The sequence below is a fragment of the Streptococcus sanguinis genome, assembly GCF_001078705.1.
GTDB lineage: Bacteria > Bacillota > Bacilli > Lactobacillales > Streptococcaceae > Streptococcus > Streptococcus sanguinis_D.
The window spans coordinates 1,514,090-1,531,213 of record NZ_CDMW01000001.1 but is presented as its reverse complement, the minus strand read 5'-3'; the positions used below and the strand labels follow the sequence as shown (position 1 = coordinate 1,531,213).

The following is a 17,124-nucleotide window of genomic DNA, read 5'->3' as shown; positions in this document are numbered from 1 at the left end:
CCATGAAAAAAGAAAGCAGCAGAAGAGCTAGCAATTGTGAAATTCGTTTTGTAGAAAGTGCGGAAGAATTTCAAGGCTTATTAGAGGTCTTTCGAGAAGTCTTTGACTGGGAAGAGTCTGAGTTTCCGGATTCCTCGTATCTTTCCAATCTGCTGGAAAATCCTCAACTTTTAGTGCTTATCACAAAGGCAGAAAATCAAATTGTTGGAGGTCTGACAGCCTATGTTCTGCCGGGCTATCAAACTAAAAAGTCCAGCATCTTTATCTATGATTTGGGCGTCGCGACTAGTTTCCAGCGACAAGGAATTGGCAAAAGTTTGATTGATAAACTGCTTGATTATGCAAAAAAACATCAGATACAGGATGTTTTTGTCGATACAGAGCTGGAGGATAATGAAGATGCTCTGGCCTTTTACCAAAAGACTGGCTTTGACAGTCAAGCAAAAGTCGTCCAATATACTTATGACTGCTGATAGCTGGCAGCGGATTTATAAACGAATATCAATAAACAAAAGGAGAAAACCATGACATTGGATAGTTTTTATAGTTCTTAAGAGGAAGACTGGTATTTTAAAAATATTATTGTGAATTTATTATTTAAGCTTAAATAAAGCAATTACAAATAGGAGTTTAAAAATGAAAAAGAAAAACATTGTTGTCATAAGTATTATTTTAGTGGTGCTGGCATTAGCAACAGGTTATTATTTCTTTATTTTTACCCCGCATCAAAAAGCTGTTTCAAACTTTGAGAAAGCAGTAGAGATGCTAAAAGGTAATAATAAGGAGATAGAGGAACAAGTAGCGGCTGCAACAAAGTTGACAAAAGATAAGGCTGAGCCTCTAGATGCCAGCAGCTTAGAAGAATTAAAAACAGCTGTTTCAAATGCCAAAGAAGAAATTCGTAAAGTTCCAAAAATGGAGACTAGTACCTCGGATATTGAAAACCAAGCTAAAGAGATCGCCGTGCCTATAGACTACTCTGTCACTCAGAAAAATTTATCTGAAAAAATGGCAAACTATGAGAAGAGTGTCATCCAACTCAAACAGATTACGAATCCATCTAGCTCTTTTGTAGAAGAAAGACTTAGAGAAATAGATACGGTGACCGAGGTTCAATCTGCTACAGAAAATCATGTTCCTAACGGTCATTTGAATAAACAGGGTGGCTATACGGCGTCAGTCTATTTTTCTGATAATCAGGTGACAGAATCGGTAGAGGGTGTTGACATTGTTGATAAAGGAACTGATGTAGGAGGAAATATAGAAGTTTATAAGACTAAGGAGGAGGCAGAGAAGCGGAATACCTATCTATCTGCCTTTGATGGGAATGGGATTCTAAACCCAGGTTCTCACTATGTTTATGGTACGATTGTTATTCGTACCTCTCGTCACTTAACAGCTAACCAGCAAACAGGATTAACGGAAAAAATATATCAAAAGCTAATTGAAATAAAATAATTCGCTATACAATGAAAAGTCCATCGGCTGATAATGTATTGTTTTAGAGCAATCAAGAACCTAATATCAGTATTTTCAAAAGCTCAAGCATTTAATTTTAGGGTGAGTCGAAAAGATTGATTTTATAACCAAAAGGCTTGAAGCTGTTAATATTTTTTAGCATGAAGCGCATAATTTCTAAAACTTAAACAAGTCAGCTATATCAAATACACTAAAGAGTGAAAGGAAACAAAATGACCTATAAACAAGATTATCTGGATGATATTCTGATCCGTATTGCCTACCATTCTAGCGGGATTGAGGGAAACACTATATCTCTTCCCGAAACGGTCAGTATCATCTTAGAAAGCACCTTGCCAGGGAAGCATAAGAGTATCAGAGAGTTCTATGAGATAGAGAACCACAAACAGGCTTTTTCTTTGTTGCTGGATAGCTTGGCTAATAACGCTCCCTTGACTGTGGGGCTGGTGCAAGATTTCCATGCGCTATTGACAGACCGCCTGCAGCACGATAGAGGGCAGTTTAAAACTGTTCAGAATGCCATCATAGGAGCTGAGTTTAAGACGGCTTCACCAGAGGAAACGCCTTTCCTAATGGCTCAATGGGCAGATAATACAGCTTATAGACTAGATGCGGCAAAGAGTGAGCGTGAGATAGTAGAGATATTGGCTGATACTCATATCCAGTTTGAGCGTATTCACCCTTTTAGCGATGGGAATGGACGTACTGGCCGCTTGGTTCTTATGTACTTAGCTATGAAGTACCTAGGTGCTCCAGTCATCATCAGTAAGGATGATAGGGCGGAGTATATGGAGCTTTTAGCTGCTCAAAACATCCAAGGACTGGCTAACTTATTGCAGCAGTCACTAGATGACGAAAAGGAGAGAATGAGCCAGTTTTAGCAATGAACTATTTTTGCTATAAAAAAATTTTAAAAGCAATCATCAATGGGGTGATGATACAAGATGAGTAGCTGAAATTCGCTGGTGGAGTTTAAAACAAAAAAACAATGTTGGCAAAGTTTGGCTACTATGAGCTTGAAAAAATCATTTAAGATAGCGACAATATCCGTACAATCGTAGATGTAGAAGGTTAAATAAAAAGAGGCTGTTTCATACTACGAAAAAGCTATAAATGGTCTATGAGTCCACAAAAAGGTGAACAAATTTAAAAACCACCTCATTTCAGAGGTTGGAAAACCTTATCAAATCAGGGTTTATAGATGATAAAGGAGAAAACCATGACATTTGAAGAAATTTTACCAGGTCTTAAGGCCAAGAAAAAATATGTGCGTACAGGCTGGGGCGGGGCAGAAAACTACGTCCAGCTCTTTGACACGATTGAGCAGAATGGGGTGGCTCTCGAAGTGACACCTTATTTCCTCATCAATGTTTCAGGCGAAGGGGAGGGCTTCTCCATGTGGAGTCCGACTCCTTGTGATGTGCTCGCTACAGATTGGGTGGAAGTAGATGACTAAGACGGTACTGGTGACGGGAGCTAGCTCTGGCATCGGCCGAGCTCAGGCTCTGACCTTTTTGGAAAATGGCTACCGCGTCTACGGGGTGGACAAGGATGAAAATCCTGGTTTTCTCAATGAGCTTCGTTTTGTCAAGATGGATTTGACAGGGAATTTGACACCACTCTTTACTAGCTTACCTGAGGTGGATATTCTCTGCAATACAGCAGGTATTTTGGACGATTATCGTCCCCTGCACGAGACCAGCGACGAGGACTGGGAGCAGATTTTTGCGCTCAATCTGACCGCTACAATAAAAATCACTCGCTTTTACCTGCAGAAAATGCTGGAGAAGAAATCTGGCATCATCATTAACATGTGCTCGATTGCTAGCTTTCTGGCTGGTGGCGGCGGTGCTGCCTATACAGCTTCTAAGCATGCTCTGGCTGGCCTGACTAAGCAGATAGCCTTAGACTATGCGGATAAAAATATCCAAGTCTTTGGCCTAGCGCCAGGCGCAGTCAAGACAGCCATGACTGCCTCAGATTTTGAGCCAGGAGGACTGGCAGACTGGGTTGCTGAGGAAACGCCGATCAAGCGCTGGCTGGATCCTCAGGAAGTGGCAAACATCAGCCTCTTTCTAGCCAGTGGTAAGGCAGCTGCTATGCAGGGCGAGATTATCAAAATTGACGGCGGCTGGAGTTTGAAGTAAGGAAATAAAATGTTTAAATGGGAAAAACGCAAAAAGACTTATATGGTTTGTCTGGCCTTGCTATTTCTTATCTGGTTAAACAATACAAGCCTCTTTTCTAATAAAGAGAGACAGGAATATAAAATCCTAGCCCATCGAGGACTTGCGCAGACCTTTGATGAATCTAAAGCGGACTGGGACAGCAATACGGCAGCCATGATTGACCCTCCTACACATCCCTATCTTGAGAACACCATTTCTTCAATGCAGGCGGCTTTTGACCTAGGAGCGGATGCAGTGGAGTTTGATGTAAAATTGTCCAAAGACAAGCAACTGGCAGTCTTTCATGATGCAACTCTGGAATTCAAAACAGGCATTAAGGGAGAAATTCAGGACTACACAATGGCTGAGCTCAAAAAGATGGATATCGGTTACGGTTATACGGCTGATGGAGGAAAAACCTATCCTTTTAGAGGAAAAGGAGTCGGCCAGATGCCCACAATAGATGAGGTTTTTGAGTCCTTTCCTGACAAGGAGTTTGTGATTGAGGTCAAAGATGGGAAATTAGAAACCTATAAAGTCTTGTGGGAAAAGCTAAAAACGCTCTCGTCCGAAAGGCTAGATGGACTAAGTGTTTGCGGGGCAAGTGAGGAAGGCGTTCATTGGTTGCGCAGTCAGAGCAGTAGTCTCAAGCTCTTGTCCAAAAAGCGCATGCTTAATGCTCTTATCCAATATGAATTATTGGGCTTTACTGGCTATATCCCTGAGGAAATGAAAAATGCAGAGCTGCGCATTCCTTTGAAATATGCCAAATTCTTATGGGGTTGGCCAAATAAATTTATGGAAAGAATGGAAGCTGTCAATACATGGGTTGAGCTAACAGCTGGCGGCAGCGACTTATCAGAAGGTTTCGATCATATCCATAGTCTAAAAGATATCCCAGAGGGCTTTGACGGCTATATCTGGACCAATAAAATCAATGAACTGCATCTGAAAGAAGACAAAAAATGAAGGTGAAAAATATTTTTTTCCAATCCTGGACCAAAAATATGGTAATTTACGGTTTGGATGCTGGCCTAGGGCAGTTCTTCATGAATGCGCCTGAGACATCTTGCCTTTACCAACTAGGAAATTTCATTTTTCCGGCTGGTCAGGTGGATCCGGATTTGTGGCAGGAATTTAGCAAAAAATATAGTTTAGCTGACAAGGTCATTATTTCCGAGGAGTCCAGCTGGCAAGAGTTTCTGGATAGTCAGAGTGAGTTAGGCAAGTTTACTCGTTATGCTTTTGCGGACAGGGCTTCATTTGACAAAGAGGCTTTGGAGAAATGGCAGCGCAGGTTACCTGCAAACTACTACCTTTGTCCGATTGATGAGGAGAGTTATGAGCGTTTGGCTGAGGAAGTCTGGTCTCAGGATTTGCAGGGTGATTTTTCCGATTTTGACCATTTTCAAGCGTTGGGTGGCTTTGGATTTTTACTCTATTTAGGGAAGGAAATCATTGCTGCTGTATCGACAGGATTGGTCTATCATGGAGCCCTTGAGATTGAAATTGCTACCAAGCCAGCCTACCAAAGGCAGGGCTTGGCTAAAATCTTAGGTGCCCAAATGATTTTAGAAGCTCAACATCGCTCGCTCTTTCCTCTTTGGGATGCGCATAATGAAGCTTCCAAGAAGATTGCAGAAAGCTTGGGCTATCAGTTTCTAGGAGCTTATCCGGCTTATGAATGGAAAGGGACTTTTGACCAATGAAGAAAAACCAAACCTATGACTTAAAAGACATCATGGAGGCTGTAAAATCGGAAGAGCTAGATGATGATTTCTGTTTATATGCTAAGGAAAATGGAGAACTGAATTTTCAGGAGAGCTACTTGCTTGCTGATTATCCTCAAGTGGTGGATAATAAGGATGTTTATCCTAGACAAGTAAGGGAGCAGGAGCTGGAGTTGATTTATTACGGTGAAGATTTTGCGGATGTTCTCTTGTCAGTTATGGAGCAGAAAGCAGAAGCAACTGATCAAGAGTGTTTACAGGCTCTGCTTTACTATTATGAGCATGATGACTTTATGGATTTTGATAAAAATACAGTTTTGTAGGAAGATTTTTTATAAACAATAATTTTTATTTTAGAAAGACAGGAGAAATGATGACCCCAAAAGAAATGTGGCAGGCATATAAGAAAATCAATCCAGAGATTGGCGATGAGATTGACGCCTGGGCCTTTGGTGCCTTGGCAGATGAGCTTGCCGACTTAGTGCTTCGTGGTGAAAAGACAGCGACTGCTTCGGCCTATGAGCTCTATAAGCTTGAAAATGAGCCCTTGCCGCAGGCAGGAAGTTTTGATGTCATTTTAGACAGTCAAGATAGGGCAGTCTGTATCATTGAAATCACCAAAGTCTCTGTGCTGCCTTTTAATGAGGTTTCAGCCGAACACGCCTTTAAGGAAGGAGAAGGAGACAAATCCTTGGCCTACTGGCAACAAGTCCATCAGGAATTTTTCACGGAGTGTCTGGCGGAAGCCGGTTTGGAATTTTCCCAAGAAACGGGTGTCGTCCTAGAAGAATTTCGCAAGGTCTATCCGCTGGATCAAGCTTAAGTCTATTTTTGAATAGGCTTTTTGTTTGCCCTTGATAAATCGAAGCAGAAATGTTACTATTAGGTATATAAAGGAATCGTGATATGGAGGAGAAATGGACAAATTAATTTTAGGCTTACTCATGATAAAGCATTTTACAGTTTATGAAATTCGTCAGGTCATGCGGCAAAATTTCAGCTCCATGTGCAGCGACAGTCTAGGCAGTATCCAAGCAGCTTTAAAAAAGCTGTCCCAGCAAGGGGCAGTGACTTATTCGGAGTATGTAGAAAAAGGAAAAATGAAGAAGGAATATGCCATTACCGCTTCGGGACGAATCTTGTTTTTGGAGTGGCTTAAAACGCCTATCGACATGAGCAAGAACAAGAATATGGACTTGGGGAAATTCCTCTTTATGGGTTATCTGCCCAAGAAAGAGCAGCTTCAGATGCTGGATTTGACCATTGAGGGACTGGAAGTTGAAGTCCAAGAGTTTGAAGCTGTCAAAGACGCGATTCGTTATACAGAGGAGCAGGAAAAAGTAAAAGCCTATCTAGAGCAGAACAGCCACCTGGCTACAGAGCTGATAGAGACCAGTCAGGCGGCTGATTTAGCTGAAAGTATTTCCCAGATTGGCTATTTTGAAATGAAGACGCTCGAATTTGGGCTGGATTCGGCCCGCTTTCAGTTGGACTGGTTTACCAAGCTTCGCCAGCAGTTGGCTGAAAATGAGAAAGAGAGCTGAGATACTAAGTATTCGAAAAGCAGTGGGTACTTGCCTTGTAGATACATTTGGCAATGACTTTGAGAGTTTGAAAAACCAATTAGCATTTCTTCCGCTACAGGATATATCGAGTATGTACTTGTAGATGCGGCTTATCGGGACCAAGGGATTTCCGGTCAGCTTCTGACAAAGGATTTAAAGAATTTGTCTGGATGGAGCGGTTAGTTGACAATAAAGACAATCCTAATGGAGAGGCAGAAATTGATTAAAGCCCGCAATCTATATAAATCCACAATTCATAAGGCCAAAGAAACTAATTTTTTAACAGTCTTCAAAGACCGTTTCTGAAAAAGATTGAAAATAGCTCTAAAAAAGCTTATAATAAAAGCTATAAAACGACAGAAAGCTCCTAGGAGGATTGATTTTGAAGAAGGTTCATTTTTTTATCATTTACGGCTGTGTCTGCTTTGTACTGATTGGCGGAACCTTTCTTTATACCTACTTTAAACCTGGAGGAATCGCAGAAGCTCTTGAATCCCGCTTTAAGCTGTCAGCTGTAGTGGATGCATCCTTGAAAAAATTCGACCATGATAGTTTCTACATGGATCGGCTGTCTGAGTCGACCTATCTAGAAGGCTATAAAAAAAGAAAAGCTGAGACCGTTAAACAGCTAACTGTTTCAGATTCACCTTATTTAGCCAAGCTTTACGAAACCTATGATGATCAAGAACTGACCCATTATTTCAGCGAAGAACGGATGTACTTGGAAGAAAAAGACGGCTTTGAGACCATTGATGACACCGACTCCCGGAAACATATCAATGGCTATTCGGGCATGTCCTCCTTTAAGGCTTTGCTGCAGGTCATGGTAGATAATGAGTCAGAACTAACTAAGAAAAAAGTGGAAGGCGGCTATGAGTTTTCGGTGACAGCAGAAGGTGATTTGGCCTATGACCTTATCGATGCTTTCTACTATGCTTATAATGATGAGCATTATGATACGACCATTGACATTGAGAAGTGTAAGGTTGCCTTTGTGGTTGACCCTAAGACTCGGACTATCCGCTCTATTGATATGACCATGGATTTGGACGAAGATACAGCTTTAGATGGAGAATTGATTTACTTCAAGCAGCGGGCTGTTTTCAAGGACTATGGCAAGGCAAAAGTCCATCTTCCAAAGAAAATCAAAGAAAAAGAAGCAAAATCAGCTGTTTAAAGGCTGATTTTTTTGTTCAAAAGTTTTTTGTTGCAGATTTTTATGGGGCTGGCTTGATTTTAAATTTTTAAAAATTACCTTTTAGTGATATAATAAAGGTGATATCCTACAGAAAAGAGATAATTGATGACAAATTACGCGATTATTTTGGCTGCGGGTAAGGGTACTCGCATGAAGTCAGATTTACCAAAGGTACTGCACAAGGTTGCAGGAATTTCTATGCTGGAACATGTTTTTCGTAGTGTTAGTGCCATTAATCCAGAAAAGACCGTGACAGTTGTTGGCCACAAGGCAGAGCTAGTCGAGCAAGTCTTGGCAGGTCAGACAGACTTTGTCCGTCAGACCGAGCAGCTGGGAACGGGTCATGCCGTTATGATGGCGGAGCCTGTTTTGGAAAATCTGACAGGTCAGACGCTGGTCATTGCTGGCGATACTCCCCTGATTACAGGAGAAAGCCTGAAAAATCTGATTGACTTTCATGTCAACCACAAGAACGTTGCGACTATCCTGACAGCAGAAGCAGATAATCCTTTCGGGTACGGCCGTATCGTACGCAATCAGCACGACGAAGTCTTGAAAATTGTTGAGCAGAAGGATGCTTCAGACTTTGAGCAGCAAATCAAGGAAATCAATACGGGGACTTACGTCTTTGACAATGCCCGCCTCTTTGAAGCCCTCAAAAATATCAATACCAATAATGCTCAAGGCGAATACTATATCACAGATGTGATTGGTATTTTCCGCGAAAATGGTGAAAAAGTCGGCGCTTATACGCTGAAAGACTTTGATGAAAGTCTGGGGGTTAATGACCGCGTAGCTTTGGCTACAGCTGAGAGTGTTATGCGCCACCGGATTAACCAGCAGCATATGGTCAATGGTGTCAGCTTTGTCAATCCTCATGCGACCTATATCGATGTGGATGTAGAAATTGCGCCAGAGGTTCAAGTTGAAGCAAATGTGACCCTGAAAGGTCAGACCAAGATTGGGGCAGAGACTATCCTGACCAATGGTACTTATATTGTGGACTCTGTCATTGGAGAACGGACTGTCATTACCAACTCCATGATTGAGGAGTCAAGTGTTGCGGATGGAGTGACGGTCGGGCCTTACGCTCACATTCGTCCAGGTTCTAGTCTGGCCAAGGATGTCCATGTCGGAAACTTTGTTGAGGTCAAGGGCTCTTCTCTAGGTGAAAATACCAAGGCTGGTCATTTGACCTACATTGGAAACTCTGAGGTTGGTGCTAATGTCAACTTTGGTGCGGGTACGATTACGGTTAATTATGATGGCCAGAAGAAGTACAAGACTATCATTGGTAACAATGTCTTTGTTGGTTCCAACTCGACCATTATTGCCCCAGTTGAGCTGGGTGACAACTCACTGGTCGGTGCGGGTTCTACTATTACCAAGGACGTACCAGCAGATGCCATTGCTTTGGGTCGTGGCCGTCAGATCAACAAGGAAGATTACGCTAAGCGACTTCCTCATCATCCTCAAAATAAGTAGGTTCAGTCATGGAATTTGAAGAAAAAACCGTCCAACGTACGGAAATTTATCAGGGACCGATTTTTAAAGTGGTTCAGGACCAGGTAGAGCTGCCAGATGGCAAAGGCCAAGCTCAACGGGATTTGATTTTTCATAATGGGGCGGTCGCTGTAATTGCTATCACTCCGGAAAATAAGATGATTTTAGTCAAGCAGTACCGCAAGGCGATTGAAGCGACTTCTTACGAGATTCCAGCTGGAAAGCTTGAGGTAGGTGAGAATGCCGATCCCCAAGCAGCTGCCCTCCGAGAATTAGAAGAAGAAACAGGCTACACTGGACAACTGGAGTTGATCTATGATTTCTACTCTGCCATCGGTTTTTGCAATGAAAAAATCAAGCTATACAGCGCCAGCCATTTGACAAAGGTCGAAAACCCTCGTCCCCAAGACGAGGATGAAACATTGGAACTTTTTGAAGTCAGTCTGGAGGAGGCACATCAGTTGCTGCAAAACGGTGACATCTGCGATGCCAAGACCATCATGGCCCTTCAGTACTGGGAACAAAAAAATCTGAATAAATAGGAACGTAGATCAATGGGAAAAGCTTTATTAACAGATGAAATCATTGAGCGGGCCAACCGCGGTGAGGATATTTCGGGGCCGCCCCTCATGGATGACGAGGAAACCAAGATTCTTTCAACTGGCAGAAGCTCCTTTAGCTCGCAGCAGTCTAGCAGACAGGCTACTCAATTTGGCTATCAGAGTCCTCAAAACCGCTTTGGTTATGAAGAAGCTCGGTCTCAGCAGTATCAGAGTCGTTTTGGCTATCAGACTGCTCAAAACCAAGAGGAGTTTACAGATGAGACTCTGCACATTGAGGTAGATCCGACCGTGACTAAGAGCCGTCGTATTGAAAACCAAAAGCGGAGCCTCTTTCAAGCCAAACTCAATAAGATTCTCCTTTGGGTGGTCATCCTCTTGATTGGTTTGATTGCTGCTATTATTTGGTGGCCTTAAAACCTGCTCTATTACACTTAAAAGGAAGCCTAGCCTGTCTAAGCTTCTTTTTCATCAGATGATTTGAGGTATTATATGAAAATTGGAATTATTGCGGCTATGCCTGAAGAGCTGAAGATTTTGCTGGAGCATTTAGAAAATCCAAAGAAGCACCTGCGTTTGGGGCATGTCTATCATACGGGCTCTATTGGCTACCATGAAGTGGTCTTGGTTGAAAGCGGGATTGGTAAGGTCATGTCCGCTATGAGTGTGGCTGTTTTGGTCAATGACTTCAAGGTCACAGCCGTGATTAACACAGGCTCAGCTGGAGCAGTGGCAGAAGGTCTGGCGATTGGCGATGTGGTGGTCGCAGACCGTCTGGTCTACCATGATGTGGACGTGACGGCCTTTGGCTATGATTACGGTCAGATGGCTCGGCAGCCGCTCTATTTTGAAGCGAGCCGCTATCTGGTTGCTGAAATGAAGAAAATTTTGGAAAAAACCCATCAAAATGCAAGAGTAGGTTTGATTGCGACAGGTGACAGCTTTGTTGCTGGTCAAGACAAGATTGACCGCATCAAGGAGCATTTTCCGGATGTCCTGGCTGTCGAGATGGAGGGCGCAGCTATTGCTCAAGCTACACATTCGATTGGCCTGCCTTTTATGGTTATTCGCGCCATGAGCGATACAGCAAGTCATGATGCCAATGTCACTTTTGATGAATTCATTCTTGAAGCAGGTAAACGCTCTGCAGAAACCCTGATTCAATTTCTGAAAGAGTTGGTTTAAAGGGGAAGATAGTATGTACAAAGAGTCTTGTTTTGATGGTGGTCTCTTTTCTTACATCGGTCATGTGATTTTGGCTACCTTGATTACAGTTTTTACACTGGGAATTTGTGCACCTTGGGGCATGTGTATTCTGTATAATTGGAAGATAAAACATACAGTTATTGACGGGCACCGTCTTTACTTTGATGGTACTGCCATGCAGCTTTTTGGAAATTGGATTAAGTGGTGGTTCCTGACCATAGTTACCTTTGGTATTTATGGCTTTTGGCTGAAGATCAAACTGACCCAGTGGATTACCAAGCATACACATCATGCGAATTGAGACCAAGCAAGCGAGACTTAAGTGGCTCGCTTTTCCTTTTCTTCTGTCTTGCCAAAAAATCACTTTTGATGGTATAATCAAGGAACTGCAATCAATGATAGAGGAGAAAAAATGAGTATCTTAGAAGTAAAAAATCTCAGCCACGGTTTCGGAGACCGGGCTATTTTTGAGGATGTATCCTTCCGCCTGCTCAAGGGTGAGCATATCGGCCTGGTCGGTGCCAATGGCGAGGGGAAGTCAACCTTTATGAGCATTGTGACGGGTAAAATGCTGCCGGACGAAGGTAAGGTTGAGTGGTCCAAGTATGTGACGGCTGGCTATCTGGACCAGCATGCTGTGTTGGAGCAAGGTCAGTCTGTCCGTGATGTCTTGCGTACGGCCTTTGACGAGCTTTTCAAGACAGAGGCCCGCATCAATGAAATCTATATGAGCATGGCTGAGGATGGAGCGGACGTTGATGCCCTGATGGAAGAAGTGGGCGAGCTGCAGGATCGCTTGGAGAGCCGAGATTTCTATACTCTAGATGCCAAGATTGACGAGGTCGCACGGGCACTGGGTGTCATGGACTACGGTATGGAAAGCGATGTGACGGAGCTATCTGGTGGACAGCGGACCAAGGTTCTCTTGGCTAAGCTGCTTCTGGAAAAACCGGATATCCTGCTCTTGGACGAGCCAACCAACTATCTGGATGCGGAGCATATTGACTGGCTCAAGCGCTATCTACAGAATTATGAAAATGCCTTTGTTCTGATCTCGCATGATATTCCTTTCCTGGATGACGTCATCAATATCGTCTACCATGTGGAAAATCAGCACTTGACCCGCTATTCTGGCGACTACTATCAATTCCAGGAAGTCTATGAGATGAAAAAATCTCAGCTGGAAGCAGCCTATGAGCGCCAGCAGAAAGAAATTGCGGACCTTAAGGATTTTGTGGCTCGCAATAAAGCCCGCGTAGCGACCCGTAATATGGCCATGTCCCGCCAGAAAAAGCTGGATAAGATGGACATTATTGAGCTACAAAGTGAGAAGCCAAAGCCTACCTTTGACTTCAAACCTGCCCGCACACCTGGCCGCTTTATCTTCCAAGCCAAGGATTTGCAGATTGGTTACGACCGTCCGCTGACTCAGCCTCTTAATCTGACCTTTGAGCGCAATCAGAAGGTGGCTATCATCGGGGCAAACGGGATTGGAAAAACGACCTTGCTCAAGAGTCTGCTGGGGATTATCCCGCCTATTGCAGGTCAGGTCGAGCGTGGGGACTATCTAGAGCTGGGCTATTTCGAGCAGGAAGTAGAAGGTGGCAATCGTCAGACACCGCTGGAAGCAGTCTGGAACGCCTTTCCGGCCCTTAACCAAGCAGAAGTCCGAGCTGCTTTAGCTAGATGTGGTCTGACCTCCAAGCACATCGAGAGCCAGATCCAGGTCCTTTCAGGTGGGGAGCAGGCCAAGGTCCGCCTTTGTCTTCTCATGAACCGAGAAAATAATGTTTTGGTGCTGGACGAGCCGACCAACCACCTGGATGTCGATGCCAAGGAGGAACTCAAACGGGCGCTGAAAGAATACAAGGGCAGTATTCTCATGGTCTGTCACGAGCCTGATTTCTACGAAGGCTGGATGGATCAGATCTGGGATTTTAACCAGCTGACTTAAGAGCATTGTTTTTAGTCAAATTGTAAGTTAACACTCAAGAGAAATTTCAAATTTAAAAGGTGCTCAATTTTATTTAGACACCTTGACAAATATGTAAAGAACTGCTAGTATATCCATAAGCAGTTTTTTTGAAGACTAAATGGAAATTATTATGAAATACCTTATGAAAAAATATGTTAAGTCATTTCTACTTGGGTTGACTTTTATTTTTGTGCTCTTTTCTTCAGCAGTCTATGCTGTTACTGAGCTTACTGAAAGTACGAATCTATCAACGCTGGATATTTATCAGTTTACCTTAACCCAAGCGAATATGGATATCTTGAGTCAAAATGGCTTGGTCGAAAGAGATTACATCCCAGCTAATGGAGGGTGGAAAGAAAGCACGGTCTTCTCGCTAAGAGTAGATAAAAACCAAACTCAGCAAACCTTTAATAGCCCCATTCAATTGCGGTTTAACAATGCAGGTATTGTTAATGGCAAGGTTGTAGATGTTTATGTAACCTTCCACAGCATTGATGCCCACCTAATCCAGAAAAATGCTGACTATCAAAATCCAAATAAGACAGTTGTTCCTTTTCTAACTGTGGATGAAAACTGGGGAAGCAAATCTATCCAGATTATGGACTTTATTTGGGCACCGCATCCGACTCTTACTCATGATATATATGGAAGTTTTGCTTTGGATGTCAATGTAACTGCAGAATTGAGATACCAAGACGGAACGCCAACAGATTTAAAAATGGTCATGTTGCCGTCTGATATTGATGTGGTATACAATTCTTTCGGACGAGAAGAGAGCTTCTCTATCTATGATAATCTTACAGCCTCTAATAAAATCGTAAAAAATACTTCCTTTTCGCTTAATGAAAGCGTATCGGGCAATAAAACAACATGGCACCCTACAAGGAGCACACAGGGTTCTAGTGATGAACATAATGTTTCAGGGTTTGCTATGCGGTCTGAAACGAATGCTACTCGATTTGAATTTACAACGACGGCAGTCAGTGGTGGTTTGTTTGGCTTTTATACAGAGACGCCAAAGGCACCAGAGAAAGAGGTTTCAAAAGATAAGATCCCTGCCCTTGCCGGAGAATCTCTAAATTATACGGCCAAATTTACTATGCCGACTCCTGGTAAGGACGTCATTGGCTCCCTATCTTCAATGCAGATGATTGAGACTTTGGACGAACGTTTGGATTTCCAGAGCTTGAACCTTCAATTTGACGGTCAGACTTTGACGCAGGGGGAAGATTATAGGCTGGTCAGAGATGGTCAAAAGGTGGTTATAGAAATCCATGCCAAGCACCTGACTAGTAGTAATGCTGGAAAAGAATTTACGATTGTATACAAGACAAAAACAAACGATAACATTTTACAAAATAGGGTACCTATTGAAAATAAGGTCACACAAGAAATTGATAATATTCCTGTTTCCTCAGAAATTGTTACAACTAATGTACTCTACAAGAAAAGTTACCAATTCGAAAGTGGAACGCAAGACAAGGCTCTTCCACCAGAAGTTTTGAATTTGCTACCACAAGAACAAAACGATCTAGAAAATGGTTCAACAGTCACACCTGAACCCCCAAAAGGAAATAAAAGACTTGTCAGCACCTCAGAAGGAAATTGGATTTTCCAAAACTATAATAAGGAATCCGAAATCATTCAAAACCAGGATGCACTTTTTACTGGAATATGGAATTTTCAAGAATACGAAAAACCCAGAAAAGAAGTCTTAAATAAGAATAATGAAAATATCGATAACCAAGAAGTCAAGGCCAATGACGTTCTAACCTATAAAATCACCTACAAAAATACCAGTGACAGGGAGTTGGATGTCACCATTACAGATGAACTCCCTAAACACACGGACTATGTCCATGGTTCAACCGTATATGATGGCTTTTCTAATAGAAGATTAAGTTGGAGAAGAAGGCTGTCACCAGAGGAGACAGTAGAAGTGTCCTTTAAAGTTCGAGTGGATCAGGATGTAGATGGGCAAATTCTTCAAAGCGTAGCTCGAGTATCGACAGATCTGTTTACATTAGAAACAAATAGGACGAGCAATCCGACAGCTATAAAAAAATATGTCCTTCCAGAAACAGGTGGGAATGGAACTCTCTTATATCTCTTGGGGGGCTCTATCGTAACAGTGGGATCAGCGCTTTGGCTATTTGTCCGAAATAAACGATATAGGAAATTTCAATAAAGAAAAAGATAGGAAATCACGAAAGCTTTGAAGAGGAATGGGATGCCTCGAAGACCAAACTTGAGTGAAGATAAAATTAGGAGATTATAATGAAAAAGATAAAACAGCTGGTCATGGCGGTCTTGGTCTTTGTCTTAACCTTTGCCGGCCTACCGGTCGTATCAGCAGACACGACCTATACCATTCAGCTGACTGGGACATCAACGGGCCATACTTACGAAGCTCATCCGATTTTTCTTGGAGACCTCGATCCTGCCACGAATACTCTTACCAATATCAGATGGGCTCCGGGGATTTGGGATTCTGGTAAAAGTAGGTTTGGAGATGCGGCCGACAAAGCAGCCTCTTTAAGTGCCAAAGGGGATGATTCGCAAGAAGCAAGAGAGTTTGCTCAGGAAATTTCCAAGTATCTATCCGGCGGTGGACGAAAAACAGTATCGGGACAAAATGGAACAACGACCATTTCTGGCTTGGCTCCAGGCTACTATTTGATTAAGGAAATAAATAATACCTTATACAAAAAAAATGAAGCATACACTCGCTTTATGCTGCAGGTGGCAAGAGATACGACAGTAGCAATCAAGTCTTATGTTCCTAGTCTTACTAAGGTTACCAAGTCAAGTACGACGGGAGAGGAAACGACTATAACGGATTACTCTATCGGTGATACAGTTCCATTCCAACTGACAGCGACACTACCAAGAAACTTGGATGATTATTCTGAGTATGAGCTATCTTTTAATGATAGTTTAATGCCCGGTTTGACTTATAATAACGATGCGCAAGTTTATCTAAAACGTGGTGATGAAGAAAGCTTGATAACCGACCATTTTAATATTTCCATAGAATCGTCTCGTAATCTAACCATAGCCACTAGTAATTTGAGGCAGGTACCAAATGTAGATGCTTCTAGTAAGATTGTGGTTCGTTACACTGCTCAACTGAATCAATACGCAACAACACATGCCAGTGCCAATGCTAACATGAACGTGGCTAGTCTAAGCTTTTCGAACAACCCCAATACGGCTTTGGCAAAATCAATCGGAACAACGCCCCAAAGTAAAGTTCAGATCCATACCTACCAACTCAATGTCTATAAGATGACTGAAAGGGGAGGAGCTCTTCCGGGAGCAGAATTTACTCTTTATAAAAAAGTAAATGACCAGTATATAAAGGTTGGAACTACACAAGAATACAAAAGAAGTAATTTCTCAGGCTTTAAAGGACTGGGTTCTGGAGATTATAAACTAGTAGAAACGATCACTCCAAAAGGCTACAACACTATGAAGGATATTGAGTTTAGCCTACGAGCAACTTATGATCCAACATTGCCAACTACTCGGACCGCTATTCAAGCAACTTCAGACAGAGCAACTTTTACTTATGAATTGACAAATGGAATTTTTACAACGAATATTGTCAATAAAAAAGGAGCCCTTCTACCAAACACAGGTGGAATCGGAACGACTATTCTTTACCTAGCAGGTACAGGGTTTGTGCTAGGCGCGGGAGTTTTGTGGATAATAAAGAAAAGAGTAAATAAAAAATAGGA

General features: G+C 42.5%; 19 protein-coding genes. All 19 read left to right on the top strand.

The window, feature by feature from the left end; genetic code table 11:
- The first annotated feature begins 2 nt into the window (after window positions 1-2).
- The 19 genes from SSV_RS07720 (at window position 3) to SSV_RS07625 (ending at window position 17,122) form a co-directional block, all read left to right on the top strand.
- Entirely contained in the window at window positions 3-473 is a 471-nt protein-coding gene (locus tag SSV_RS07720) for a GNAT family N-acetyltransferase (RefSeq protein ID WP_072074348.1), read from the top strand.
- Window positions 474-636: 163 nt separating this feature from the next.
- Window positions 637-1,458 (top strand): EbhA, encoded by an 822-nt coding sequence (locus SSV_RS07715; protein ID WP_072074347.1) that lies wholly within the window; start codon window positions 637-639, stop codon window positions 1,456-1,458.
- A 233-nt stretch (window positions 1,459-1,691) separates the two neighbouring features.
- A complete protein-coding gene (locus tag SSV_RS07710; RefSeq protein WP_072074346.1) occupies window positions 1,692-2,360 on the top strand; it encodes a Fic family protein in 669 nt (222 codons plus the stop codon).
- 338 nt (window positions 2,361-2,698) lie between these two features.
- Window positions 2,699-2,935, top strand: coding sequence for a DUF2829 domain-containing protein (locus tag SSV_RS07705; protein WP_002899859.1), 237 nt, complete (start codon window positions 2,699-2,701; stop codon window positions 2,933-2,935).
- Window positions 2,928-3,626 carry a 3-oxoacyl-ACP reductase gene (locus SSV_RS07700; protein ID WP_072074344.1) on the top strand — a complete coding sequence of 233 codons (699 nt, stop codon included), beginning with the start codon at window positions 2,928-2,930 and terminating at the stop codon, window positions 3,624-3,626. Before SSV_RS07705 ends, SSV_RS07700 begins: the two co-directional genes overlap by 8 nt.
- Before the next feature lie 9 nt (window positions 3,627-3,635).
- Window positions 3,636-4,616 (top strand): glycerophosphodiester phosphodiesterase family protein, encoded by a 981-nt coding sequence (locus tag SSV_RS07695; RefSeq protein ID WP_072074343.1) that lies wholly within the window; start codon window positions 3,636-3,638, stop codon window positions 4,614-4,616.
- Window positions 4,613-5,356: a GNAT family N-acetyltransferase gene (locus SSV_RS07690; protein ID WP_072074342.1), complete on the top strand. Its 744-nt coding sequence runs from the start codon at window positions 4,613-4,615 to the stop codon at window positions 5,354-5,356. The genes SSV_RS07695 and SSV_RS07690 overlap by 4 nt, the downstream gene beginning before the upstream one ends.
- On the top strand, window positions 5,353-5,700 hold the full coding sequence (locus SSV_RS07685) for a DUF7716 domain-containing protein (RefSeq protein WP_072074341.1): 348 nt from the start codon (window positions 5,353-5,355) through the stop codon (window positions 5,698-5,700). Before SSV_RS07690 ends, SSV_RS07685 begins: the two co-directional genes overlap by 4 nt.
- Before the next feature lie 50 nt (window positions 5,701-5,750).
- On the top strand, window positions 5,751-6,200 hold the full coding sequence (locus tag SSV_RS07680; protein ID WP_072074340.1) for an ASCH domain-containing protein: 450 nt from the start codon (window positions 5,751-5,753) through the stop codon (window positions 6,198-6,200).
- A 94-nt stretch (window positions 6,201-6,294) separates the two neighbouring features.
- The gene (locus SSV_RS07675) at window positions 6,295-6,921 is read left to right on the top strand and encodes a PadR family transcriptional regulator (protein WP_072074339.1); all 627 of its coding nucleotides are present in this window, start codon (window positions 6,295-6,297) and stop codon (window positions 6,919-6,921) included.
- A 403-nt stretch (window positions 6,922-7,324) separates the two neighbouring features.
- Window positions 7,325-8,119: a hypothetical protein gene (locus SSV_RS07665; protein ID WP_141640141.1), complete on the top strand. Its 795-nt coding sequence runs from the start codon at window positions 7,325-7,327 to the stop codon at window positions 8,117-8,119.
- A 126-nt stretch (window positions 8,120-8,245) separates the two neighbouring features.
- The gene (glmU, locus tag SSV_RS07660; protein ID WP_072074337.1) at window positions 8,246-9,625 is read left to right on the top strand and encodes a bifunctional UDP-N-acetylglucosamine diphosphorylase/glucosamine-1-phosphate N-acetyltransferase GlmU; all 1,380 of its coding nucleotides are present in this window, start codon (window positions 8,246-8,248) and stop codon (window positions 9,623-9,625) included.
- 8 nt (window positions 9,626-9,633) lie between these two features.
- A complete protein-coding gene (locus SSV_RS07655; protein WP_072074336.1) occupies window positions 9,634-10,185 on the top strand; it encodes an NUDIX hydrolase in 552 nt (183 codons plus the stop codon).
- Between the two features lie 12 nt (window positions 10,186-10,197).
- Window positions 10,198-10,620 (top strand): cell wall synthase accessory phosphoprotein MacP, encoded by a 423-nt coding sequence (macP, locus tag SSV_RS07650; RefSeq protein ID WP_072074335.1) that lies wholly within the window; start codon window positions 10,198-10,200, stop codon window positions 10,618-10,620.
- Between the two features lie 75 nt (window positions 10,621-10,695).
- On the top strand, window positions 10,696-11,388 hold the full coding sequence (locus SSV_RS07645; protein ID WP_072074334.1) for a 5'-methylthioadenosine/adenosylhomocysteine nucleosidase: 693 nt from the start codon (window positions 10,696-10,698) through the stop codon (window positions 11,386-11,388).
- Between the two features lie 13 nt (window positions 11,389-11,401).
- Complete coding sequence (locus SSV_RS07640) at window positions 11,402-11,710, top strand: DUF898 family protein (protein ID WP_072074333.1); 309 nt, start codon at window positions 11,402-11,404, stop codon at window positions 11,708-11,710.
- A 111-nt stretch (window positions 11,711-11,821) separates the two neighbouring features.
- Window positions 11,822-13,363, top strand: coding sequence for an ABC-F family ATP-binding cassette domain-containing protein (locus SSV_RS07635; RefSeq protein ID WP_072074332.1), 1,542 nt, complete (start codon window positions 11,822-11,824; stop codon window positions 13,361-13,363).
- Between the two features lie 139 nt (window positions 13,364-13,502).
- A complete protein-coding gene (locus tag SSV_RS07630; RefSeq protein WP_072074331.1) occupies window positions 13,503-15,572 on the top strand; it encodes an Sgo0707 family adhesin in 2,070 nt (689 codons plus the stop codon).
- Window positions 15,573-15,661: 89 nt separating this feature from the next.
- Window positions 15,662-17,122 (top strand): isopeptide-forming domain-containing fimbrial protein, encoded by a 1,461-nt coding sequence (locus tag SSV_RS07625; RefSeq protein ID WP_072074330.1) that lies wholly within the window; start codon window positions 15,662-15,664, stop codon window positions 17,120-17,122.
- The last annotated feature ends 2 nt before the right edge of the window (window positions 17,123-17,124 follow it).

Excerpts from the sequence above, each read along its gene's own strand:
- SSV_RS07630 (WP_072074331.1), top strand. The coding sequence starts at position 13,503 with ATGGAAATTATTATGAAATACCTTATGAAAAAATATGTTAAGTCATTT.
- SSV_RS07710 (WP_072074346.1), top strand. The coding sequence starts at position 1,692 with ATGACCTATAAACAAGATTATCTGGATGATATTCTGATCCGTATTGCC.
- SSV_RS07715 (WP_072074347.1), top strand. The coding sequence starts at position 637 with ATGAAAAAGAAAAACATTGTTGTCATAAGTATTATTTTAGTGGTGCTG.
- macP (WP_072074335.1), top strand. The coding sequence starts at position 10,198 with ATGGGAAAAGCTTTATTAACAGATGAAATCATTGAGCGGGCCAACCGC.
- SSV_RS07695 (WP_072074343.1), top strand. The coding sequence starts at position 3,636 with ATGTTTAAATGGGAAAAACGCAAAAAGACTTATATGGTTTGTCTGGCC.
- SSV_RS07700 (WP_072074344.1), top strand. The coding sequence starts at position 2,928 with ATGACTAAGACGGTACTGGTGACGGGAGCTAGCTCTGGCATCGGCCGA.
- SSV_RS07680 (WP_072074340.1), top strand. The coding sequence starts at position 5,751 with ATGACCCCAAAAGAAATGTGGCAGGCATATAAGAAAATCAATCCAGAG.
- SSV_RS07705 (WP_002899859.1), top strand. The coding sequence starts at position 2,699 with ATGACATTTGAAGAAATTTTACCAGGTCTTAAGGCCAAGAAAAAATAT.
- SSV_RS07625 (WP_072074330.1), top strand. The coding sequence starts at position 15,662 with ATGAAAAAGATAAAACAGCTGGTCATGGCGGTCTTGGTCTTTGTCTTA.
- SSV_RS07645 (WP_072074334.1), top strand. The coding sequence starts at position 10,696 with ATGAAAATTGGAATTATTGCGGCTATGCCTGAAGAGCTGAAGATTTTG.
- SSV_RS07640 (WP_072074333.1), top strand. The coding sequence starts at position 11,402 with ATGTACAAAGAGTCTTGTTTTGATGGTGGTCTCTTTTCTTACATCGGT.
- SSV_RS07720 (WP_072074348.1), top strand. The coding sequence starts at position 3 with ATGAAAAAAGAAAGCAGCAGAAGAGCTAGCAATTGTGAAATTCGTTTT.
- SSV_RS07675 (WP_072074339.1), top strand. The coding sequence starts at position 6,295 with ATGGACAAATTAATTTTAGGCTTACTCATGATAAAGCATTTTACAGTT.
- SSV_RS07635 (WP_072074332.1), top strand. The coding sequence starts at position 11,822 with ATGAGTATCTTAGAAGTAAAAAATCTCAGCCACGGTTTCGGAGACCGG.
- glmU (WP_072074337.1), top strand. The coding sequence starts at position 8,246 with ATGACAAATTACGCGATTATTTTGGCTGCGGGTAAGGGTACTCGCATG.
- SSV_RS07655 (WP_072074336.1), top strand. The coding sequence starts at position 9,634 with ATGGAATTTGAAGAAAAAACCGTCCAACGTACGGAAATTTATCAGGGA.
- SSV_RS07685 (WP_072074341.1), top strand. The coding sequence starts at position 5,353 with ATGAAGAAAAACCAAACCTATGACTTAAAAGACATCATGGAGGCTGTA.
- SSV_RS07690 (WP_072074342.1), top strand. The coding sequence starts at position 4,613 with ATGAAGGTGAAAAATATTTTTTTCCAATCCTGGACCAAAAATATGGTA.